Origin of the sequence: Salipiger pallidus, assembly GCF_014643635.1 — a bacterium.
GTDB lineage: Bacteria > Pseudomonadota > Alphaproteobacteria > Rhodobacterales > Rhodobacteraceae > Salipiger > Salipiger pallidus.
Genome location: NZ_BMJV01000014.1, coordinates 21143 through 42210 on the forward strand (window position 1 = coordinate 21143; position 21068 = coordinate 42210).

Genomic DNA, 21068 nt, shown 5'->3' on the forward strand with positions numbered 1-21068 from the left:
CGGGAGGGGGAGAATGGGTTGGCTTTCGAATGAAACAGGGCTGGGCAGATGCGAGGCGAACTTCGCGCCGCTGACCCCCCTGTCCTTCCTGCGCCGGGCGGTGAGGATCTGGCCGGATCACCCCGCCGTGGTCTACGGCCCCATCCGCCGCAGCTATGCCGAATATACCGAGCGAGTCACCCGCCTTGCCTCGGCGCTGGCGAAGATCGGCGTACGGCCCGGTGACGTGGTGGCGACCATTCTGCCCAACCTCCCCGCGCAGGCCGAGGCGCATTTCGGCGTGCCCGCATGCGGGGCGGTGCTCAACAGCATCAACACCCGGCTCGACGTGGACACGATCGCCTACATCCTCGATCATGGCGAGGCGAAGGTGGTGCTGTGCGATCCGCAGTTCATCCCGCATCTGGCCGAGGCCATTGAGCTCATGGAGCAGGATCCGCCCACTGTCATCGAGGTCGCAGACCTGCATGGCGGCGCCAAGGCCTTTGGCGACTACCTCGAGTACGAGGCGTTTCTGGCCACGGGCGATCCGGGGTTCGACTGGATCATGCCGGAGGATGAATGGGAGAGCCTTGCGCTCAACTACACCTCCGGCACCACCGGGCGGCCCAAGGGCGTGGTCTATCACCACCGGGGGGCCTACCTGAACGCGATGGGACAGGTGCTCAGCTGGCGCATGGTGCTGCACCCGGTTTACCTGACCATCGTGCCACTGTTTCACTGCAACGGTTGGTGCCACACCTGGATGATGCCCGCCGTGGGTGGAACCGTGGTGTGCTGCCGGGACATCACCGCAAAGGCACTCTATACCGCGTTCGCGGACGAGGGAGTGACCCATTTCGGCGGCGCCCCCATCGTGCTCAACATGCTCGTCAATGCCGCCGAGGAGGACCGCCGCCCCTTCCCCCAGACCGTCGAGGTCTTCACCGCAGGCGCGCCCCCCGCCCCCGCGACGCTCGCCAAGATCGAGACAATGGGCTTCAACGTCACGCAGGTCTACGGCCTGACCGAAACCTACGGGCCAGACGTGGAATGCGCCTGGCAGGGGTCATGGGATCACCTGAAAGGCGACGAGCGCGCCGCCCGCAAGGCGCGGCAGGGGGTGGGGATGCCCTTCATGGATGATGTCACCGTCATGGATGAGACCATGCAGGTGGTCCCCATGGACGGCACCACCAAGGGCGAGATCATGCACCGGGGCAACGGGGTGATGAAGGGCTACCTCAAAGCGCCAAAGGCCACGAAAGAGGCCTTCGAGGGCGGCTATTTTCATTCCGGAGACATCGCCGTGCTGCATCCTGACGGTTACCTCCAGATCGCCGACCGCGCCAAGGACATCATCATCTCGGGCGGCGAGAACATCAGTTCGGTCGAGGTCGAGAACACGCTGATGGCGCATGAATCCGTGTTGCTCTGTGCCGTGGTCGCAAAGCCTGACGACCAGTGGGGCGAGGTGCCCTGCGCCTTCGTCGAACTGAAGCCGGGGCATACCCCCTCCGAGACCGATCTCATTGCCTTTGCCCGCCAGCGGCTGGCCGGGTTCAAGACCCCCAAGAAGGTGGTGTTCGAGGAACTGCCCAAGACCTCCACCGGCAAGATCCAGAAATTCCAGCTGCGCGCCCGCGCGAAGCAGCTGTAACGCAATGCGCCGCGACCCATGGGGCCGCGGCGCATCAATTTCATCCGATCAGTCGATCAGGCGGTGGCTGCACGTCCGCCGCCCGGGCGGGCGAGGATGGCAAGCACCACCAGAGCGCCTACAGTGATCGCCGCCCAATGGGTCGAGATCAGCAGCAGACCGGCAAGGGTCAGCGCGACTTTCTCCCACAGAGCGAGATCCCGGCGGAACCAGCCGATGTAGGCCGAGGACAGCGCAACCACACCCATCAGGCCCGACAGCAGTGCCGTGATGAACTCCAGCCAGGTGAAGTCCACGAACAGCAGGCTCGGGGCGTAGATGAACATGAACGGCACCAATGCCTTGCCCATGGACAGGCGGAATGCCGTGGTGCCCGTGGTCATCGGCTCGGACCGGGCGAGGCCCGCCGCCGCATAGGCCGCAAGCGCAACCGGTGGTGTCACGTCCGCCAGAACGCCGAAGTAGAACACGAAGAAGTGGGTCGCGATCAGCGGCACACCGAAGTCCATCAGCGCCGGCGCCGCAATGGACGCAAGGATGATGTAGGTCGGCGTGGTCGGGATGCCTGCGCCCATCACGATGCAGGCGATGGCCACGAAGATCAGGCCGAAGAACAGCGCAAGGCCATCCTCGGACAGCAACCCGGTGAAGTCGATCGCGATCACCGCGCCCGCCACGTCATGCGCCAGTTCCACGACCGCGGCCGAGAACTTGAAGCCAAGGCCCGTCAGCGTCGTCATGCCCAGCAGGAAGCCCACGCAAGCGCAGGCCGCGCCGATGGCGAGGGCGAACTTGGAGCCGTCCTCGAAGCCCTGCACGAGGCGCTTGGGCGTCAGCACGGTGGACGTGTCCATGGACTTGTTGCCAAGGGCACGCATCACCAGCGGGATGTAGGAACAGCCGATGGTCAGCAAGATGCCCCAGAAGGCGGCAAGGAACGGCGTGTACTGCATGAGCAGCAGCGCCACCATGACACCCAAGGGGATGAACAGGTGCCAGGACTTCGCGAGGACCGCGCCGAACTGCGGGATCTTGTCCTTGGACATGCCCTGCAGGCCCAGCTTCTTGGCCTCAAGGTGCACCATCAGCAGGATGGCGATGTAGTGGAAGGCTGCCGGAACGATGGCGATGAGGATCAGCTCGTTATAGGGCACGCCGAGCATTTCCGTCATCACGAAGGCCGAGGCCCCCATGATCGGCGGAGTGATCTGACCGCCACACGAGGCCGAGGCCTCGACCGCGCCGGCAAAGCGACCCGAGAAGCCGGATTTCTTCATCAGCGGAATGGTGAAGGCACCGGTGGTCACGGTGTTGGCGATGGGCGAGCCCGAGATCATCCCGAAGAAGCCCGACGAGACCACCGACACCTTGGCAGACCCGCCCGAAGCGCGGCCTGCCACGATGGTGGCAAGGTCGATGAAAAGCTGGCCGAGGCCGCTCATCTGGGCGAGGATGCCGAACAGCACGAAGTGGAACACGTAGGTGGCGACAACGCCCACGGCGACGCCGTAGATGCCTTCGGTGCCCACGAAGAGGTGGTTCACGATGCGGGTGATGGAATAGCCGCGGTGGGCCATGATGCCCGGCAGGTACGGCCCGAACAGCGCGTATAGCAGACAGCCCACGCCGATCCATGCGAGGGTCGACCCCATGGTGCGCCGCGTCGCTTCGAGGGTCATGATAATGGCGACGAAGCCCATCATGTAGGCAGGCTCGGGCGGGGAGCCCACGTTCTCGATGAAGACGTGGTGGAAGAACACCGACAGGTAGGCCGAGAAGCCCGCGCCGAATGCCGCGAAGATCCAGTCCCGGATGGCGACCTTCTCCGGGTCAGCGCCCTTGCGGTTGAACGGCAGCGTCAGCGCGATGAGCACCAGCATGACGGCGATGAACACCGTCTTGAGCGTGCTGTTTTCAAGCGATCCCGCGAGGTTCCACAGGATATACAGGTAGAACGCCGCGAAAAGGCCGGATTCGATCCACTGCTTGCCGTTCGGGTTCGCACGCTTGCGCGGGAACACCAGGAAAATCAGGCCCATCACGAAGGTCAGGTGGATGGTGCGGTGCATCACCTCGTTCAACAGGCCGAAGCCCGCCGTGTAGACGTGGAACAGCGACAGCGCCACCGAACAGATGGTCACGAGGATGGCGGTCGGGCCGACGAGGTTGCGGAAGTTGGATTCGGAATCGTATTCCCGAACCAGGGCCTCCACCTCGTCTGCGGTGATCTCACGATCCTCCGGGGCTGGTGTGTGGGGTTTGGACGTCAAAGGGAGGTCTCCTCGTCACAAGGGGCAAGGGTGAGCGCCGAGTGGCCCAGGTCCGCGAGGGGCAGATCGGATCCGGCAGTGTGAAGGGTGTTCTTGAACTGCGCCTGAATGCGCAGAGGAATCGGGCCGGTCAGGCGGTGCATGTCGAGGATGAAATGCCCATCCTCGTGGCGCCAGCCGGTGGCATCCATGTCATTGGCGATCGACGGCAGACCGGCGCCATGCGCCTCGAAGATCTCGGAGGTCTGCAGGATCTGGCCGTCCTCGATGCGGTAGACATCGACAACGGGAGTCTTTGACACGGAGTGGATGAAGCTGAGACGGAACGTGCCCTCCGGTCCCAGCGGCACGCGAGCGATCTCGGCGCCGGTGCCACGGGTCTCGGACAGGCAAAGCCACGCGTCTTCTGCGCGCGCACTAGTACAAAGGGTGGCGGCAATTGCCGCCACCCCCAAAATGCAGATGGGCTTGCGCCCGCGCGTCACTGTGCGACGCCCTGTTCGTCGTAGTACTTCTGGGCACCGGGGTGCACCGGGATCGACACCGACTCGAGCGCACGGTCGAGCGAGATCTGCTTGCCCATCGGGTGCACCTGACCAAGGGTCTCGGTGTTCTCGTAGAGCGCCTTGGTCACGGCGTAGATCACGTCATCGGACATGTCGGCGTGGGTCGCCCAGACAGCGCGCACAGCGAGGGTCTGAACGTCTTCGTCGACGCCCTTGTACGAACCTGCGGGGATGGTCGCGGAGGCGTAGTACGGCTGCTCTGCCTGAAGCGCTTCGACTTCGGGGCCGGAGAGCGAGATGATCTTGATGTCGTGGCCGTTCGCAAGGTCGGTCACGGACGAGGTCGGCAGACCTGCGGTGATGAGCGACGCATCGAGGTTGCCGTCCTTGATCTTTTCGACCGACTGCGAGAACGACGAGTAGTCTTCGTTGATGTCTTCGCGGGACATGCCGAAGGCTTCGAGCAGATCGCCCAGCAGCTGCCACTGGCCCGAACCCGGGGAACCGGACGACACCGACTTGCCGGCGAGATCCGCAAAGCTGGTGATGCCGCTTTCGGCGCGGACGATCAGCTGCACGGTTTCCGGGTAGAGGGCGCCGATGGCGCGGATGTTCTCGATCGCACCGTCTTCGAACTGGCCGACGCCCTTGTAGGCTGCGTCGAGGATGTCAGCGGACGCGAAGGCGCTTTCGATTTCGCCACGGCCCAGCAGCTGGGAGTTGGCGACCGACGCATTGCCGGTTTCGGCGGTGGCCGACAGACGGGTGTCCGGCAGTTCCGCGTTGTTCGAGATCAGCTGCGCCAGCATGCCGCCGAGCGGGTAGTAGGTGCCGCCGGTGCCGCCGGTGGCGATGCCGAAGAAGGTGCGGCCCTGGGCAAATGCCGGGCCTGCGAGCGCTGCGAGCGATGCCGCTGCGGTGGTGCCAAGAAACTGGCGACGGGAAACGGTCATGGAAACCTCCGTGTTTGTGGTCTGCCGTGGATGGCAGGGCTCCGTGCTGCCCGTTTAGGCAGGCACACGTTTGTATGCCACCTGTTCGGGCTTTAACGTGGCTCGTTCTTGACGGTGGCATTTCACATGTCAATGGATGTTTTCAGATATGAAAACCTGTTTTGCCTCATACGGAACCACTTGCACGTTTTTTGTACGCTACGATACGGGGCGCGCCACAACTGCCAAGGTTGCGCTAACAAGGCTGGGCAGGGACGAGGGGAGGAAGACCAACATGAGCAAGGAGTCCGGGTATCAGTCGAACGCGTTATTGCGCGGGCTGAGCATCCTTCACAGCTTCGATCACCACCGGCCACGCATGACCCTGTCCGAGATCGCGGACTCTCTCGCGATCACCAGCTCGGCCGCCTATCGCCACGTGGTGACGCTGGAAAAGGAAGGCTATCTGCAGCGCGATGACAACGTTTACCAGCTTGCGCCGAAGGTCATGGATCTTGGCTATCGCTACCTGACATCGCTGGACGTCTACGATCATGCCCGTCTGCCGGCGGAACGGCTGCGCAACGAAACGGGGTTCACCGTCCACGTGGCCGTCCTGCAGGGCCCCGAGATTGTCTATGTCTACAGGGCGTTGTCGGACCGGGCCATGGTGTCCAACGTGCCGGTGGGCAGCCGCCTGCCTGCCTTTGCCACAACCATGGGCCGCCTGCTGCTGAGCGATCTGCCCGAGAAGGAGCTTGATGACCTCTTCACAGACTACCGTTTTGAACCCTTGAGCAACGCCGCACCGCAGAACCTCGAGGCGCTCAAGGCCCTCCTGCCAGGGGACCGGGCGCGCGGGATGGTGGCCCAGACCTCCCACCTCGCCACGGGAACGTTTTCCATCGCCGCGCCGCTTGTCTCGCGCCACGGGCGCTATGTCGCCGCGATGAACCTTTCGGGACACGAAATGCAGATGTCCCCCGACGATGCGCTTGTTGGACGCATCATGGACACAGCCTCCGAAATCTCGGCCATGCTCTAGCATCCCTGCCCTGACATAAGGGTGTCCCTGCCCGTCGGACTGAACCTGATCCAGTTCAACATTCAGCACTGACCTGAGCTCTCATGGCAGAGCCCGCAAGCGCATCGCCCCCCAAACACCGGGGCCTGCGCAAGCAGCTGGGCCAGATTCCGTGGGTTCAAACGAAAACGCGCCCCGGAGGTGGGCTCCGGGACGCGCTATGGCAATCAGCGAAAAGGGGCGGTTCAGCCGCGCTCTTCGATGATCTCCACAAGGTGCGGGATCTTTGCGACCATGCCGCGGACCGAAGGAGTATCCTCCAGCTCACGGGTCTTGTGCATCTTGTTCAGGCCCAGACCGATGAGAGTCTTGCGCTGGATTTCCGGACGGCGGATGGGCGAGCCCACCTGCTTCACGACGATCGTCTTTGCCATGTGTCTCAGGCCTCCTCGGCCACTTGGGTGGATTCAGCAACCGCTTCGTCACGCTTGGGCAGGATGTCAGCAACCTTCTTGCCACGACGCTGAGCGACGTTGCGGGGCGACTGACCCTTGCCAAGACCGTTCAGGGTGGCGCGGATCATGTTGTAGGGGTTCTGCGAACCAGTCGACTTGGCGACCACGTCGTGGATGCCGAGCATCTCGAACACGGCACGCATCGGACCACCGGCGATGATACCAGTACCTTGCGGTGCGGTACGCATGACGACACGGCCTGCGCCATGACGGCCTTCCATGTCGTGGTGCAGCGTGCGGCCTTCGCGCAGCGGCACGCGGATCATCTTGCGCTTGGCTTGCTCGGTGGCTTTGCGGATGGCCTCGGGGACCTCTTTCGCCTTGCCTTTACCGAAGCCGACGCGGCCCTTCTGGTCGCCAACAACCACGAGTGCTGCGAAGCCAAAACGCTTGCCGCCCTTCACGGTCTTGGAGACGCGGTTGATCGCGACGAGACGATCTGCGAATTCCGGTGCTTCATCGCGGTCGCGGCGGTTGCCGCGGCGGTTATCACGTTCTGCCATGAGGCATTCCTTTGTCAGGGTCGGCACGCGGGACGCGTACCGGAGCTTGGTTCAATCCTGGTGGAGCGGTGCCCCCCGGATCATCGAGGCCCTCTGCCACGGCAGTGACGATCGGGCCTACAGGAAAGCGGGGCGACCGACAGCCGCCCCGCAGATCAGATGGCGCGAGGCGCCAATCCAATCAGATCTTCAGACCACCTTCGCGGGCTGCGTCGGCCAGTGCCTTGACGCGGCCGTGGAAGAGGAAACCGCCACGATCGAAGTAGGCTTCGGTCACGCCAGCTGCCTTCGCGCGCTCGGCGATCGCCGCGCCGACCTTGGAGGCCGCCTCGACGTTGCCCTTGCCGACGACGCCCAGATCTTTCTCCATGGAGGAGGCCGAGGCCAGGGTCACGCCCTGAATGTCGTCGATCAGCTGCACGCTGATGTTCTTGCTCGAACGGTGGACCGACAGCCGAACCCGGCCAGCGTTCACCTTGCGAAGCTTGTTCCGGACGCGCAGGCGGCGCTTCTGGAACAGTTCCCGTTTGCTCAGTGCCATTGTCTGCGTCCTTACTTCTTCTTGCCTTCCTTGGCGAAGATGTATTCGCCTTTGTAGCGAATACCCTTGCCTTTGTAGGGCTCGGGGCGGCGCCAGTCGCGAATGTTCGCGGCAACCTGGCCAACCTGCTGGATGTCATGACCTTCGACGACGATCTCGGTCGGCTTCGCGCAGGTGATGGTGATCCCCTGCGGAATGTCGAAGTTGACGTCGTGGCTGTAGCCGAGGTTCAGCTTCAGAACCGAACCCTGAACCGCGGCGCGGTAACCCACACCCTGGATCTCGAGCTCTTTCTTGAAGGTGTTCTGAACACCGTGCACCATGTTCGACAGCACCGTGCGGGACATCCCCCACTGCTGCAGCGCGCGCTTGGATTTGCCGCGCGGCGCAACGGACACAGCGTTGTCTTCGACAGTGATGGTCACATCATCGGTCGCGTTGAAGATCTGGCTGCCCTTCGGGCCCTTGATCTCGACGGTCTGGCCGCTGACGGATGCGGAAACACCCGAGGGCAGCTCGACCGGCCTTTTCCCAATACGAGACATGAGTCCCTCCTTAGAATACCGTGCAGAGCACCTCGCCGCCGACATTGGCAGCGCGGGCGTTTGCGTCCGACATCACGCCCTTGGGCGTGCTGACAATCGACACACCGAGGCCCTGACGGACCGACGGGATGTCCTTGACGCCCATGTAGACGCGACGGCCGGGGGTCGAAACCCGCTGCAGTTCGCGAATCACAGGAGTGCCATCGAAGTACTTGAGGCTGATCTCGAAGGCCGGGTGGCCGTTCGCGTCAGTGCTGCTCTCGTAGCCACGGATGTAGCCTTCGTCCGCGAGGACGTCGAGAACCCAGCCCCGAAGCTTCGATGCGGGGGTCGACGTGGTCGACTTGCCGCGCAGCTGGGCGTTGCGGATACGGGTGAGCATATCGCCGATAGGATCGTTCATCTATGTACCCTCCTTACCAGCTGGACTTCACGACGCCGGGCAGCTGACCGTTCGAGCCCAGCTCGCGCAGCATGATCCGGGAGACCTTGAGCTTGCGGTAGTAGGCGTGCGGACGGCCAGTGAGCTGGCAGCGGTTGTGCAGACGGGTCGGCGAGGAATTGCGCGGCAGTTTCGCCAGCTTCAGGCGGGCCTTGAAGCGCTCTTCCATCGGTTTGGATTCGTCGTTCGCGATCTCTTTGAGCTCAGCGCGCTTGGCGGCGTACTTCTCCACCAGCGCCTGGCGCTTCTTCTCGCGTTCGATCATGGATTTCTTGGCCATGTGTCTCTCGCTCCTCAGGCGTTGAAGGGCATGTTGAAATGCTTCAACAGCGCCTTGGCTTCCGCGTCGGTTGCCGCGGTGGTGGTGATGATGATGTCCATGCCCCAGACTTCGTCGACCTTGTCGAACTCGATCTCGGGGAAGACGATGTGTTCCTTCACACCCATGGCAAAGTTGCCACGGCCGTCGAACGACGGCTTCACGCCGCGGAAGTCCCGGATCCGGGGCATCGCGATGTTGATCAGGCGATCGAGGAATTCGTACATCCGGTCACCGCGCAGGGTCACCTTGGCACCAAGGGGCATTTCCTCACGAACGCGGAAGCCTGCAATGGACTTCTTGGCTTTCGTGGTGACGGCCATCTGGCCTGCGATCTTGGTGAGGTCTTCCTGGGCCGATTTGGCCTTCTTGGAATCGCGCACAGCTTCCGCACCGCAGCCGATGTTCAGGACGATCTTGTCCAGACGCGGGGTCTGCATGTCGTTCTTGTAGCCGAACTCTTCCTTGAGCGCCGGCTTGATGGTGTCGCGGAAGACAGCCTTCAGGCGCGGGGTGTAGGTAGCGTTATCAAGCATCGATCACGTCCCCCGTGGTCTTGGCGAAGCGCACTTTCTTGTCGCCTTCCATGCGGAAGCCAACGCGGGTGGGCTTGCCGTTTGCATCGACGAGAGCGAGGTTCGACACGTCGATCGGCTTTGCAACCGGAAGACGGCCGCCCTGCGACGTCTGGCTCTGGCGGGTGTGACGAACAGCCATGTTCACGCCACCGACAACGGCCTTGCCGGTTTTCGGCGAGACGCTTTCGATGGTGCCGGTCTGGCCCTTGTCCTTGCCGGACAGGACGATGACGGTGTCACCTTTACGAAGTTTCGCAGCCATCAGAGCACCTCCGGAGCAAGCGAGATGATCTTCATGAAGTTCTTCGCACGCAGTTCACGCACGACCGGCCCGAAGATACGGGTGCCGACAGGCTCGCCCGAGTTGTTCAGGATGACGGCGGCGTTGCGGTCGAAGCGGATGGACGTGCCGTCTTCACGACGGACTTCCTTGGCGGTGCGCACGACAACGGCCTTGCGGACGTCACCTTTCTTAACGCGACCACGCGGAATGGCCTCTTTCACCGAGACGACGATGATATCGCCGACCGATGCGTAGCGGCGATGCGAGCCGCCGAGGACCTTGATGCACTGAACTTTCCGGGCACCGGAATTGTCAGCAACATCCAGATTGGTCTGCATCTGGATCATATTGGTTTCTCCCGACCTTCAGGGATGCAATCCCCTGGGGTTTCGCTAATATTCACGGGCAGGGTTTCCCCTGCCCGCCTGCGCCAATCAGTTGGCGGCTTCTTTCTCTGCGTGACGCTGCGCCTCGACTTCCTGCTGGAGCTTGGCGGCTTCGGCACGCTGCTGGTTGTGCTGCTCGAGCATTTCCTCGGTCATCACTTCCCAGCGCTTGGTCTTGGACTTCGGCGCGCACTCGCGGATGAAGACCTGCTGGCCCACATTGAAGACCTGCGCTTCGTCGTGCGCGCGGTACTTCTTGGACTTCTTGATGGTCTTCTGGAGCACGGGGTGCTTGAAGCGACGCACGACCTGAACGGTCACGGTCTGTGCGTTGGCGGTGGAGGTCACGGTGCCTTGCAGGATGCGCTTGGGCATGGGGTTAACTCCTTATTCCGCCGAAGCCGCGGATGCGGCTTTCTGGTTCAGCACGGTGTTTACGCGCGCCACGTCACGACGCACCTGGCGGATGCGTGCGGTGTTTTCGATCTGGCCGGTGGCTTTCTGGAAGCGGAGGTTGAAGGCCTCCTTCTTCAGTGCCACGAGCTCGTCCCGGAGCTGGTCCGGGGTCTTCGAGCTGAGCTCTTTCGCGTCCATAAGGTCGCTCCTTCGTTGCAACATCACCGGAGAGCCCCGTCGTTATGCGGGTCACCCTGATTCCCGGTGGAGGTGGATGAACGCGCTCTATAGGCGGGTTGGGCCGCGTTGGCAAGCGTTACTCGCGCCCCTCTTGCCTTCTCGGGGGCCGCCCACGTTTCCGGTAGGCCTCAGCCTTCGGCGGGAGCGGCCCAAGGGTAATGCGCGTCAAGATAGGCATCGAGCCTCGCCGGTATCTCCCAGAACCCAGCGGCCTTTAACCTCGGCTCGTGCTCTGCCCTGATCCGGGCGAAGTAGGTCGCGCCGTCCTCGGTTTCGCCGGCCTCCTCCTGATAGGCAAGGAAAGCCTCGGTCAAGGCAGGGAGGGCATCCTCCCGGGCAGGACTGTCGAGATTGCCCAGCCCGCTGTCCAGACCGTCTTCACTGATCACCCCATACAGCAGCACACCGCCATGGCAGACGTATTCAACACGGCTGAGCGACCGGGGATCGGCGAACACACCCCGCTCCGAGAGCCAATCATAAAGTGCGAAGCATCGCGGTTCGACATCCGGGCGGGCCATGCGCATACGCGGTGACCCAGCCGTGGCGCGGTCGATGGTCACCCGCCCCGCCTCGATCTCAGCGGCAGCGCGGGTCAGCACACCGTCCCATCCGCCGCTCGCGTGGAACGCGGCCCTTTCCCGCGCCTTGCGTGCTTCGGTCTTGCGGTAGGTGTAGACGGCATAGGCGCAGATTCACACGACTACGACAAGCAGACCAAGCGCAACGTATCCGACCATTCAAACGCCCCGATCGCTTCAGGAAAGCACCCGACCATATGAGTGCTGGACCGGCGCCTCGGGCCGATCAAGCCCCGCCCGGCGGGGCTCCGCCCGCTCGCACGGGAGACACTCCCCCGGAACGATTGACGGCCTGGCCGAACCGCTCCTCACTCCCACTTGTAGTTGAAGCTCACCGAGATCCGCTCTTCCTCGGACATGTTGGGCGGCACCTCGTGGCGCAGCCATGACTCCCAAAGCAGCACATCCCCGACCGATGGCGCCTCGTAGACGAAGGTCTTCAGCTCTTCGCGGCAACCCTTGCGGCGCGCCGGAGCCGCCATCATGAAGCCAAGCCGAGGGTCCTCGAGCTTGAGCGCCGAGGTGCCTTCAGGCATTGATACGTAGGTCGTCCCCGAGATCACCGAATGCGGATGGATGTGCGAGGAATGCGTGCCGCCTTCCGGCAGGATGTTGATCCAGATGTCCTCGACCACCAGCTTCCGGTCGCCCAGGTCGAACTCGAGATCCTCGGCGAATGCCGCAACGTGCTTGTCCAGCGCCTCAACCAAGGCCGCGAAGATCGGAAAGCGCCAAGGCAGGTCCGTCAGGGATGCGTAGGACGTGTAGCCCGGGTAGCTGTTGGCGTCGCACCATTCCTGCCCCGCCTCGTCATCCTCGGCGATGGACCAGCACGAGCTTTCCAACTCGGCACTGTCGACTGCGGGGCCATGCTCGGACAGGCTGGCGCGATAGAGGCGGGTCGCGAAAAGCGAACGGATCTGAGTCATGCGCCTCCAATAGCGGTTCGAAATGAGTCTGGCGAGAGGCAAGGGAATCTAAACCAGTCCCTGCGATGGTCCCTCTCGAAGAAATCACCCAGAGGTCAGAATGGCCGCGATCCGACTGCTTTTCCTGCTGATCCTTTGCCTGCCTGCGACCCTTGCGGAGGCAGCCTCGATCTTGTCTCCCTCGGACGCCGACCGGCACCCCCTGCTCCAGCAAGGTAGGCCCTTAATTGCAGCACGCGGCGGCGCAAAAACCACCGGCCCCAGCCTTTTTGCCGGACGGAAGGGAGGCAGCCTGTTCGAACCAGTCAGACGGCAGGCCTCCCTGCCGCTTGCAAGGTCTGCCCTGCCCCTAGGCCCGCTCTCTTCCCGCGCGGCGATGCTGCGTAAAATCATTGCCCGCGCCGAAGCGGGCTCCGCCGGCTATGACGCCGTGCAGCACGGCGCGACGCGTAGGCCGACCCAACGTCCCACGGACATGACCATCGCGGAGATCTACCACTGGATCGATCGCACACCAGGACAACCGCACGCGATCGGACGCTACCAGTTCATCCCGTCGACCTTGCGCATGCTGGTGACCCGCCTGGGCCTGCCGACGGCGACCCGCTTTACCGCAAAGGTGCAGGATCAACTGGCGGATCTGCTGCTGCTCGATGCAGGGTTCGACGCCTTCGAACGGGGCGAGATCGGGCGGACGACCTTCATGAACAACCTGGCAAAGATCTGGGCAGGACTACCCACCAGCTCCGGCAGATCCCATTACCATGGCTATGCGGGCAACAAGGCAACGATGACCTGGACGCGGTTCGAACAGGAAATGGCGTTGATCTTCCCGGGTTAGCGCTGCTCGGTCAACACGCAGATGGGCAAACCGCCGGGAGTGCGCCCGCCCCCGAGGTCCTGGCACCGGGCCTCGTAGCGCCACGCCTCGAACGCTTGCCCGGACATGAACCCGAGCCCGAGCGACGCCATCAACAGGATGCGGCGAAAGATCCAGAACATGTGCCCTCCAAAGAAAAGGCCCCCGCCGAAGCGGGGGCCAATATATCTTTGGTCAGTTCGCGTGGAACTTACCAGTCTTCGCGGACCACGACGCGGGTCTTGATCGGCAGCTTCATGGCTGCCAGACGAAGCGCCTCGCGGGCAACGTCTTCGGCAACGCCGTCGATCTCGAACATCACGCGGCCGGGCTTGACCTTGCAGGCCCAGAAGTCGACCGAGCCCTTACCCTTACCCATACGGACTTCCGTGGGCTTCGAGGTGACCGGGGTGTCCGGGAAGATCCGGATCCAGACGCGGCCCTGACGCTTCATGTGACGCGTCATTGCACGACGTGCTGCCTCGATCTGGCGCGCGGTGACGCGCTCGGGCTGCAGAGCCTTCAGGCCAAAGTGGCCGAAGTTCAGATCGGAACCGCCCTTGGCCTCACCCTTGATGCGGCCTTTGAACATCTTCCGGAATTTGGTGCGTTTCGGTTGAAGCATTTGTCAAACTCCTTCAGCGACGGCCGCCCATGGCGCCACGCGGAGCCGGGCCGTCCTGGATTTCCTGCGACTTGCGTTCGCGGGCAGACGGATCGTGCTCCATGATTTCGCCTTTGAAGATCCAGACCTTGATCCCGATGATACCATAGGGGGTCGTGGCTTCGACGTTGGCGTAATCAATGTCGGCGCGCAGGGTGTGCAGGGGCACACGGCCCTCGCGATACCATTCAGTACGAGCAATCTCGGCACCACCGAGACGGCCGGCAACGTTCACGCGGATGCCAAGGGCACCCATGCGCATGGCGCTCTGAACCGCGCGCTTCATGGCACGGCGGAACGACACACGGCGCTCGAGCTGCTGAGCGATGTTCTCACCAACAAGGCGTGCATCCAGCTCGGGCTTGCGAACCTCGACGATGTTGAGGTGCAGTTCCGAGTCCGTCATCCGCGCAATCTTCTTGCGGAGCGTCTCGATGTCCGCGCCTTTCTTGCCGATGATGACGCCGGGGCGTGCGGTGTGGATCGTCACGCGGCACTTCTTGTGCGGACGCTCGATGATGACACGGGCGATACCGGCCTGCTTGCACTCTTCGTGGATGAAATCGCGGATCGCGATATCCTCGAGCAGCAGGTCACCATAGTCCTTGGTGTCGGCGTACCAGCGGCTGTCCCAGGTCCGGTTGACCTGAAGACGCATGCCGATCGGATTGGTCTTGTTACCCATCAGGCTTGCTCCTCGATCTGACGGACCTTGATGGTGATCTCCGAGAACGGCTTGTTGATGCGGCCGAAACGACCACGTGCCCGGGGACGGCCACGCTTCATCACAAGGTTCTTGCCCACGTAGGCTTCGGCGACGACGAGTTCGTCGACGTCAAGGCCGTGGTTGTTCTCGGCGTTCGCGATTGCGGACTGAAGGCACTTCTTCACATCCTGGGAGATCCGCTTTTTCGAGAAGGTCAGGTCCGTGAGGGCCTTTTCCACCTTCTTGCCACGGATCAGCGCGGCCACCAGGTTCAGCTTCTGAGGCGAAGTGCGCAGCATGCGCAGCTTTGCCATTGCCTCGTTGTCCGCCACGCGGCGGGGATTCTTATCCTTGCCCATGGCTTACTTCCTCTTGGCTTTCTTGTCGGCTGCGTGACCGTAGTAGGTCCGGGTCGGCGAGTACTCGCCGAACTTCTGGCCGATCATGTCTTCGGTCACGTTGACGGGGACATGCTTGTGCCCGTTGTACACGCCGAACGTCAGACCCACGAACTGGGGCAGGATCGTCGAGCGGCGCGACCAGATCTTGATGACTTCGTTTTTGCCCGACTCGCGAACCTTCTCGGCCTTTTTCAGGACGTAGGCGTCGACAAAGGGGCCTTTCCAAACAGAGCGCGTCATGGATTACCGCCCTTTCTTCTTGGCGTGGCGCGAGCGGATGATCAGCTTCTGCGACGCCTTGTTGGTGTTGCGGGTGCGCTTGCCCTTGGTCGGCTTGCCCCACGGGGTCACCGGGTGACGACCACCAGAGGTACGGCCTTCACCACCACCGTGCGGGTGGTCGATCGGGTTCATAACGACACCACGGACGGAGGGGCGCTTGCCGTAATGGCGCACGCGGCCGGCCTTGCCGAGGTTCTGGTTGGAGTTGTCGGGGTTCGACACGGCACCGACGGTGGCCATGCATTCCTGACGCACCATGCGCAGTTCACCCGAGCTGAGGCGGATCTGGGCGTAACCGCCGTCACGGCCGACGAACTGGGCGTAGGTGCCCGCGGCGCGTGCGATCTGGCCACCCTTGCCGGGCTTCAGTTCGATGTTGTGGACGATCGTACCGATGGGCAGGCCCGAGAAGGGCATTGCGTTACCGGGCTTGATGTCGGCCTTGGAGCTTGCGACCACCTTGTCGCCGATGGCGAGACGCTGGGGCGCGAGGATGTAGGCCTGTTCGCCGTCATCGTACTGGATCAGTGCGATGAATGCGGTGCGGTTGGGATCGTATTCAATGCGAACGACGATGCCGTTCACGTCAAACTTGTTACGCTTGAAATCGACGATCCGGTAGAGACGCTTCGCGCCACCGCCACGGCGGCGAGAGGTAATCCGTCCGGTGTTGTTCCGGCCGCCCGACTTGGTCAGACCCTCGGTGAGGGCCTTGACGGGACGTCCTTTGTACAGCTCCGAACGGTCGATCAGCACCAGCCCGCGCTGGCCCGGCGTCGTCGGCTTGTACGACTTGAGTGCCATGCTTCTGTCTTCCGTTTGCAGAATGGCGGGTTGCCCCGCCTATGGTTAGCCCCCTCGCCCCTTTGCAGGGACCGCAGGTGGCCGATGGTATAGGCCCCCGAAGGTGCCCGGTTCGAGCCCTGGCCGGAACGGTTCGGGCAAAACGCGAAGCCCCGGACGAATCCGGGGCCGTAGCGGATGGGGTCGTTTAGGGGATCCCACCGTTCGGGTCAAGAGCCTGCGCGCCCTGCTTGCATGCGCTCAACGAAGGCAGAGGTAAAGCCGCTCGATGACGGATGTATACCGACCAGTTGGAATGTCCTGGCTGCTCACGAACTCTGCACCACGGTGGGGTCCGCGCCGACATGTGTCTGCAGCAAGCCGGTCGGCTTTTTGAATGGCCCGCTCTCGGCTCGCGTCATCCATCATAGACATGGGCTTGGCATTAAGCTGGACCGCGACGCTAGCCTCGTTGAAAAAGCTGACAGCTGGTTCATTCGTGATCGGTCCACAAGCGACTAAAACAAATACCACGCCCAGCTGGCGAAATTTGAAGATGTTCAAACTGAATTCCTAATTCTTGAATTGTCGAAGCTACGCCGTCGCGAGAACGAAATTCTCAGGCCACACTCAGGCTGATCTCTTTGTTTCCCACCCTCAGCGCGCCTGACGGCTAAGCTCACGGCAAGCGATCAGGGCGAGTGGCAAGGCAAAGAGGACAAACGTCAATGGGCCTACCGTCCGGTGCAGGACCGCTCCTGCGATACCACCCACAAGGAAGGATGCGATTGTCGTCAGATGAAGGCCAAGCTGCTCACGGAACTGCGCCTCGCGTGTGCCTGACACCCACAGCCCCGCCAGCGCTAGCCCGATGTCGGTTGCCATACCGGAGACGTGCGTGGTTCGGACCCGAGCCGCTGAGATCCTGGTCGTTACTGCGTTTTGCAAGCCAAGCAGGAAACTCAGAACAACGATCAGTGGCGTGCCCTGCGCCCCCTGCCAGCCCGCGAAGCCTGCCAGTCCGAGCCCGCCCAGCAAACCCGCCTCCACAAGCACCACGGCAGCATAGACCCCGCAAAACTGTCGCTTGCGGCCCAACTCGATGACAAGCCCGGCCACCAGTGCACCAAAGATGAACACGACAACAACGATGGCGAACAATAGCGCCAGGCCAACCCGCCCCGAGCCGAGCTGGTCGGCCAACGCAGAAACGTTCCCCGTCATGTTCGCGGAGAACAGCCCGGCCACTTCGAACCCGGTGGCGTTAAGCCCCCCAGCCACGGCTGACAGCAGCGCCGCCAGACGCAGGTCGATCAATCTTGTTCGGTCTGCGCCTTCACGTCCCAGCATGTTCTACCTCCCCGCACTGCACAGGAACAAGAAAGGCCCCCCGCGTCAGCGGAGGGCCCCAAATCGCTTTGAGCTGAGAGCGTCAGCTCAGAGACCGGTCGACACGTCGATCGTGTTGCCCTCTTCGAGGGTGACGTAGGCCTTCTTCACGTCGTTCCGGCGGCCCATCTGGCCACGGAAGCGCTTGACCTTGCCCTTGGTGATGGTGGTGTTCACGGCCTTGACCTTCACACCGAAGAGAGCCTCGACGGCCTCTTTCACCTGGGGTTTCGTCGAGTCGATCGCCACTTCGAAGACCACCGCGCCGTTCTCGGACGCCAGGGTGGATTTCTCGGTGATGATCGGCTTGCGGATCACATCGTAATGTTGCGGCTTCGCACTCATTTCAGTCGAGCCTCCAGAGCTTCGACACCCGCCTTCGTGAGCACCAGGGTGTCACGCTTCAGGATGTCATACACGTTGGCACCCATGCCGGGCAGAACGTCCACGCCGTCGATGTTGGCAGCGGCCAGAGCAAAGCTCTCGTTGACCGATGCGCCGTCGATGATCAGGGCGCGCTTCCAGCCGAGGTTCTTCAGCTGAGCCGCGAGGGCCTTGGTCTTGCCTTCGGACACAGCGTCGTCGATCACCACGAGGGAGCCCGACTTTGCCTTGGCCGAAAGAGCCATCTTCAGACCGAGGGCACGGACCTTCTTGGGAAGATCATGGGCGTGCGACCGCGGGGTCGGGCCCTTGTAGATGCCACCCTTGCGGAAGATCGGCGCCTTGCGGGAGCCGTGGCGTGCGCCACCGGTGCCCTTCTGACGATAGATCTTCTTGGTCGAGTAGCTCACTTCCGAGCGGGTCTTGACCTTGTGCGTACCGGCTTGCGCCTTGTTGCGCTGCCAGCGGACGACGCGGTGCAGGATGTCGGCGCGCGGCTCGAGACCGAACAGGGCCTCGTCCAGCTCGACCTCGCCTGCGGCGGAGCCGTCCAGCTTGATTACGTCGAGTTTCATTCGTCGCCTTCCTTTTTCTCGGCCTCGATCGAAGCTTCCGCTTCTTTCAGGGCTGCTTCCTCGGCGGCTGCTGCTTCGGCTGCTGCTGCTTCGGCTGCGGCGGCTTCGGCGGCTGCGGCCTCGGCTGCGGCTTCCTCGGCGGCTTTTGCGGCTTCTTCAGCGGCGGACTTCAGGGCTGCCGGCAGGATCGCGTTCTCGGGGAACGGCTTCTTGACGGCGTCCTTGACGGTCACCCAGCCACCTTTCGATCCCGGGACGGCGCCCTTGATCATGATGAGGCCGCGGCTCGCGTCGGTTTTGACGACCTGAAGGTTCTGCGTGGTCACGCGGACGGCACCCATGTGGCCTGCCATCTTCTTGCCCTTGAAAACCTTGCCCGGGTCCTGACACTGGCCGGTGGAGCCGTGCGAACGGTGCGAGATCGAAACGCCGTGGGTGGCGCGAAGACCACCGAAGTTGTGGCGCTTCATGGCACCGGCGAAACCCTTACCGATCGTGGTGCCGGCGACATCGACGTACTGACCTTCGAAGTAGTGGTCAGCAGTGATTTCCTCACCGATCTTGATCAGGTTCTCGGCGTCGACGCGGAATTCCGCGATCTTCCGCTTGGGTTCGACCTTGGCAGCGGCGAAGTGGCCGCGCATTGCCTTCGAGGTGTTCTTCGCCTTGGCGGCACCTGCACCGAGCTGAACGGCGCTGTAGCCGTCCTTGTCGGAGGTCCGCTGGGCGACGACCTGAAGACCGTCGAGTTGAAGAACGGTCACAGGGATCTGCTTGCCGTCTTCCATGAACAGCCGGGTCATGCCGACTTTCTTAGCGATGATTCCAGAGCGCAGCATAATAAGCTCTCCTTACACCTTGATCTCGACATCCACGCCGGCGGCGAGGTCGAGCTTCATGAGCGCGTCCACCGTCTGCGGGGTCGGATCTACGATGTCGAGAAGACGCTTGTGCGTGCGGATCTCGAACTGATCGCGGGATTTCTTGTTCACGTGGGGACCACGCAGAACGGTGAATTTCTCGATCTTGTTCGGCAGCGGGATCGGGCCACGAACGGTGGCGCCGGTGCGCTTGGCGGTGTTGACGATTTCCTGGGTGCTGGCATCGAGCACGCGGTAATCGAACGCCTTGAGCCGGATACGGATGTTCTGGTTCATTGAACATCTCCTATTGGCGTTGAGGTTGAGAGGAGGATGACCGCGCATCGGTAACCCTCATCGAACCTTGAGGGCGGGAATCAACCCGCCCTCGCATTCCCATCGGGAACTCGCGCCCTATACAGCTGGCTCCGCCACCTAGCAAGGATCTTTTGGCAGCCAAGGCCGTTCGGCCCTCTCTTCAGCCCTCATGTCAGAAGCTGACGGAAGAAACTGCTTCAGGGGCAGCGCTCATGTGCGCACGTTCACAGGGCCTATCGCAGAACTGCAAAACGGTGCTGGGACGTCCGCCTATCACGACGTTTGGCCAGCCCCGCGACTGATAAACCCCGTGTTTGACCGAGTTTCCGATCCTCTGTGAACAGGGACCTCACTTTCAAGGGCACGTTTCCGACACCGGGCGTGAGCGCCGGCGTGATTTGTCATCTGCCTGTCACGATACGATATCCCAGTCATCGGCAACACACAGGCCGTCACCAACACCCCCCGCCAAGCGGGGAACCGCTTAACCTGAAAGGCCCTAGACATGAAACGCATCGCACTTATCTCCGCCATCGCCATCTCGACCATTGCCGGCGCAGCTTCTGCACAAGGCACCGGCGACAACGCCCGCGCCGAAATCCTGCGCCTCGCACCGAACGCAAACGTTGAAGCGCTGAGCAATGCCCAAGCGGTTGCCATCTGGAACAACGTCCAAGACGAAACCAGTGCCTTCACCGCCAAGCAGCGCGCCGAAGCGATGATCCGTTCGTACCAGTAAGGGACGGCCGTCAGGGCTTTTGCCTGGCCGTCAGATGAAAGTCCCGACGTGGGACTGAAAGGGGCGCTCTGCGGAGCGCCCCTTTTTCATGGATAGTAAACGCCACGACAGGCCGCCGTTCTCATGGAAGGCCCGTACGGGCCGGGCCGGAAAGCAGTGTTCCCGGCAAAGAACGTGCCACAAGACCCGGAACGGATGAGAGACGTCGACCTATCGCAGAAAGGCGCAGTGCACGAACGGCCCCCCTCCCCCGTACCGCTGACCCAGACGCTCCTCTTCTCATCGAAGCATGTCGAGGCACCGTCCATCCAAAGCGACCAAACAAAAAGGCCGCCCCGAGGGGCGGCCTTTCCGTGGATCAGTGATCTTCGACACGTTTGGCGCGTCTCGGGATCCTCGATTACTCGATGATCTTCGACACGACACCCGAACCAACGGTCCGGCCACCTTCACGGATGGCGAAGCGCAGGCCGTCTTCC

33 protein-coding genes are annotated in these 21068 nt (G+C 62.6%); 4 read left to right on the plus strand and 29 right to left on the minus strand.

The features are described 5' to 3' along the window. Positions 1–13 precede the first annotated feature (13 nt). Positions 14–1639 carry an AMP-binding protein gene (locus IEX41_RS21015; RefSeq protein WP_188792175.1) on the plus strand — a complete coding sequence of 542 codons (1626 nt, stop codon included), beginning with the start codon at positions 14–16 and terminating at the stop codon, positions 1637–1639. A 56-nt stretch (positions 1640–1695) separates the two neighbouring features. Here IEX41_RS21015 and IEX41_RS21020 read toward each other — a convergent pair whose 3' ends face one another. The 3 genes from IEX41_RS21020 to IEX41_RS21030 are packed head-to-tail and all read right to left on the minus strand — an operon-like array spanning position 1696 to position 5368. Continuing rightward, positions 1696–3909 carry a TRAP transporter permease gene (locus IEX41_RS21020; protein WP_188792176.1) on the minus strand — a complete coding sequence of 738 codons (2214 nt, stop codon included), beginning with the start codon at positions 3907–3909 and terminating at the stop codon, positions 1696–1698. Then, positions 3906–4394, minus strand: coding sequence for a DUF1850 domain-containing protein (locus IEX41_RS21025; RefSeq protein WP_188792177.1), 489 nt, complete (start codon positions 4392–4394; stop codon positions 3906–3908). The genes IEX41_RS21020 and IEX41_RS21025 overlap by 4 nt, the downstream gene beginning before the upstream one ends. Beyond that, the gene (locus IEX41_RS21030; protein WP_188792178.1) at positions 4391–5368 is read right to left on the minus strand and encodes a TAXI family TRAP transporter solute-binding subunit; all 978 of its coding nucleotides are present in this window, start codon (positions 5366–5368) and stop codon (positions 4391–4393) included. The genes IEX41_RS21025 and IEX41_RS21030 overlap by 4 nt, the downstream gene beginning before the upstream one ends. A gap of 274 nt (positions 5369–5642) precedes the next feature. Here IEX41_RS21030 and IEX41_RS21035 point away from each other — a divergent pair, with 274 nt between their 5' ends. Then, positions 5643–6392, plus strand: a complete 750-nt coding sequence (locus IEX41_RS21035) for an IclR family transcriptional regulator (protein WP_188792179.1) — start codon at positions 5643–5645, stop codon at positions 6390–6392. A gap of 224 nt (positions 6393–6616) precedes the next feature. On the opposite strand, the gene rpmD is transcribed toward IEX41_RS21035, so the two are convergent. From rpmD to IEX41_RS21100, 13 genes are all read right to left on the minus strand, one after another. Further along, a complete protein-coding gene (rpmD, locus tag IEX41_RS21040) occupies positions 6617–6805 on the minus strand; it encodes a 50S ribosomal protein L30 (RefSeq protein WP_188792180.1) in 189 nt (62 codons plus the stop codon). A gap of 5 nt (positions 6806–6810) precedes the next feature. Beyond that, positions 6811–7389 (minus strand): 30S ribosomal protein S5, encoded by a 579-nt coding sequence (gene rpsE / locus IEX41_RS21045; RefSeq protein WP_188792181.1) that lies wholly within the window; start codon positions 7387–7389, stop codon positions 6811–6813. Positions 7390–7570: 181 nt separating this feature from the next. Then, complete coding sequence (rplR, locus tag IEX41_RS21050; RefSeq protein WP_188792182.1) at positions 7571–7930, minus strand: 50S ribosomal protein L18; 360 nt, start codon at positions 7928–7930, stop codon at positions 7571–7573. 11 nt (positions 7931–7941) lie between these two features. Then, positions 7942–8475, minus strand: coding sequence for a 50S ribosomal protein L6 (rplF, locus tag IEX41_RS21055; RefSeq protein WP_188792183.1), 534 nt, complete (start codon positions 8473–8475; stop codon positions 7942–7944). A gap of 10 nt (positions 8476–8485) precedes the next feature. Then, entirely contained in the window at positions 8486–8878 is a 393-nt protein-coding gene (gene rpsH / locus IEX41_RS21060; protein ID WP_188792184.1) for a 30S ribosomal protein S8, read from the minus strand. A 13-nt stretch (positions 8879–8891) separates the two neighbouring features. Then, positions 8892–9197, minus strand: coding sequence for a 30S ribosomal protein S14 (gene rpsN / locus IEX41_RS21065; RefSeq protein ID WP_188792185.1), 306 nt, complete (start codon positions 9195–9197; stop codon positions 8892–8894). Positions 9198–9211: 14 nt separating this feature from the next. Further along, positions 9212–9772, minus strand: a complete 561-nt coding sequence (rplE, locus tag IEX41_RS21070; protein ID WP_188792186.1) for a 50S ribosomal protein L5 — start codon at positions 9770–9772, stop codon at positions 9212–9214. Beyond that, on the minus strand, positions 9765–10076 hold the full coding sequence (gene rplX / locus IEX41_RS21075) for a 50S ribosomal protein L24 (protein WP_188792187.1): 312 nt from the start codon (positions 10074–10076) through the stop codon (positions 9765–9767). The genes rplE and rplX overlap by 8 nt, the downstream gene beginning before the upstream one ends. Further along, the gene (gene rplN / locus IEX41_RS21080) at positions 10076–10444 is read right to left on the minus strand and encodes a 50S ribosomal protein L14 (RefSeq protein ID WP_005854833.1); all 369 of its coding nucleotides are present in this window, start codon (positions 10442–10444) and stop codon (positions 10076–10078) included. The genes rplX and rplN overlap by 1 nt, the downstream gene beginning before the upstream one ends. An 87-nt stretch (positions 10445–10531) precedes the next feature. Continuing rightward, positions 10532–10858: a 30S ribosomal protein S17 gene (gene rpsQ, locus IEX41_RS21085; RefSeq protein ID WP_188792188.1), complete on the minus strand. Its 327-nt coding sequence runs from the start codon at positions 10856–10858 to the stop codon at positions 10532–10534. Between the two features lie 12 nt (positions 10859–10870). Further along, complete coding sequence (gene rpmC / locus IEX41_RS21090) at positions 10871–11077, minus strand: 50S ribosomal protein L29 (protein WP_188792189.1); 207 nt, start codon at positions 11075–11077, stop codon at positions 10871–10873. A gap of 170 nt (positions 11078–11247) precedes the next feature. Then, positions 11248–11721, minus strand: coding sequence for a hypothetical protein (locus IEX41_RS21095; protein ID WP_188792190.1), 474 nt, complete (start codon positions 11719–11721; stop codon positions 11248–11250). A gap of 287 nt (positions 11722–12008) precedes the next feature. Then, positions 12009–12629 carry a TIGR02466 family protein gene (locus IEX41_RS21100; protein WP_188792191.1) on the minus strand — a complete coding sequence of 207 codons (621 nt, stop codon included), beginning with the start codon at positions 12627–12629 and terminating at the stop codon, positions 12009–12011. A gap of 100 nt (positions 12630–12729) precedes the next feature. Between IEX41_RS21100 and IEX41_RS21105 the strand changes: the two genes are divergently transcribed. Beyond that, complete coding sequence (locus IEX41_RS21105; RefSeq protein WP_188792192.1) at positions 12730–13470, plus strand: hypothetical protein; 741 nt, start codon at positions 12730–12732, stop codon at positions 13468–13470. Here the strand turns inward: IEX41_RS21105 and IEX41_RS21110 are convergent. The 12 genes from IEX41_RS21110 to rpsJ form a co-directional block, all read right to left on the minus strand. After that, a complete protein-coding gene (locus IEX41_RS21110) occupies positions 13467–13631 on the minus strand; it encodes a hypothetical protein (RefSeq protein ID WP_188792193.1) in 165 nt (54 codons plus the stop codon). The two genes, IEX41_RS21105 and IEX41_RS21110, sit on opposite strands and share 4 nt — an antisense overlap. Before the next feature lie 68 nt (positions 13632–13699). Then, positions 13700–14113 carry a 50S ribosomal protein L16 gene (gene rplP / locus IEX41_RS21115; protein WP_188792194.1) on the minus strand — a complete coding sequence of 138 codons (414 nt, stop codon included), beginning with the start codon at positions 14111–14113 and terminating at the stop codon, positions 13700–13702. 13 nt (positions 14114–14126) lie between these two features. Continuing rightward, positions 14127–14837 carry a 30S ribosomal protein S3 gene (gene rpsC / locus IEX41_RS21120; protein WP_188792195.1) on the minus strand — a complete coding sequence of 237 codons (711 nt, stop codon included), beginning with the start codon at positions 14835–14837 and terminating at the stop codon, positions 14127–14129. Continuing rightward, complete coding sequence (gene rplV / locus IEX41_RS21125; RefSeq protein WP_188792196.1) at positions 14837–15217, minus strand: 50S ribosomal protein L22; 381 nt, start codon at positions 15215–15217, stop codon at positions 14837–14839. The genes rpsC and rplV overlap by 1 nt, the downstream gene beginning before the upstream one ends. Before the next feature lie 3 nt (positions 15218–15220). Then, positions 15221–15499: a 30S ribosomal protein S19 gene (rpsS, locus tag IEX41_RS21130; protein ID WP_188792197.1), complete on the minus strand. Its 279-nt coding sequence runs from the start codon at positions 15497–15499 to the stop codon at positions 15221–15223. 3 nt (positions 15500–15502) lie between these two features. Continuing rightward, complete coding sequence (rplB, locus tag IEX41_RS21135) at positions 15503–16345, minus strand: 50S ribosomal protein L2 (protein ID WP_188792198.1); 843 nt, start codon at positions 16343–16345, stop codon at positions 15503–15505. Between the two features lie 240 nt (positions 16346–16585). Then, positions 16586–16888, minus strand: coding sequence for a hypothetical protein (locus tag IEX41_RS21140; protein WP_188792199.1), 303 nt, complete (start codon positions 16886–16888; stop codon positions 16586–16588). 93 nt (positions 16889–16981) lie between these two features. After that, positions 16982–17674 carry a YoaK family protein gene (locus tag IEX41_RS21145; RefSeq protein WP_188792200.1) on the minus strand — a complete coding sequence of 231 codons (693 nt, stop codon included), beginning with the start codon at positions 17672–17674 and terminating at the stop codon, positions 16982–16984. A gap of 87 nt (positions 17675–17761) precedes the next feature. Beyond that, a complete protein-coding gene (locus IEX41_RS21150) occupies positions 17762–18058 on the minus strand; it encodes a 50S ribosomal protein L23 (protein WP_188792201.1) in 297 nt (98 codons plus the stop codon). Beyond that, the gene (rplD, locus tag IEX41_RS21155) at positions 18055–18672 is read right to left on the minus strand and encodes a 50S ribosomal protein L4 (protein WP_188792202.1); all 618 of its coding nucleotides are present in this window, start codon (positions 18670–18672) and stop codon (positions 18055–18057) included. Before rplD ends, IEX41_RS21150 begins: the two co-directional genes overlap by 4 nt. Continuing rightward, entirely contained in the window at positions 18669–19511 is an 843-nt protein-coding gene (gene rplC / locus IEX41_RS21160; RefSeq protein WP_188792203.1) for a 50S ribosomal protein L3, read from the minus strand. Before rplC ends, rplD begins: the two co-directional genes overlap by 4 nt. A gap of 12 nt (positions 19512–19523) precedes the next feature. Beyond that, complete coding sequence (rpsJ, locus tag IEX41_RS21165; RefSeq protein ID WP_066104052.1) at positions 19524–19829, minus strand: 30S ribosomal protein S10; 306 nt, start codon at positions 19827–19829, stop codon at positions 19524–19526. A 526-nt stretch (positions 19830–20355) separates the two neighbouring features. Between rpsJ and IEX41_RS21170 the strand changes: the two genes are divergently transcribed. Next, positions 20356–20589, plus strand: coding sequence for a hypothetical protein (locus IEX41_RS21170; protein WP_188792204.1), 234 nt, complete (start codon positions 20356–20358; stop codon positions 20587–20589). Positions 20590–20989: 400 nt separating this feature from the next. Here the strand turns inward: IEX41_RS21170 and IEX41_RS22010 are convergent. After that, positions 20990–21068 (minus strand): EF-Tu C-terminal domain-related protein (locus IEX41_RS22010; protein WP_373285613.1); only part of this gene is annotated, 79 nt, incomplete at its 5' end.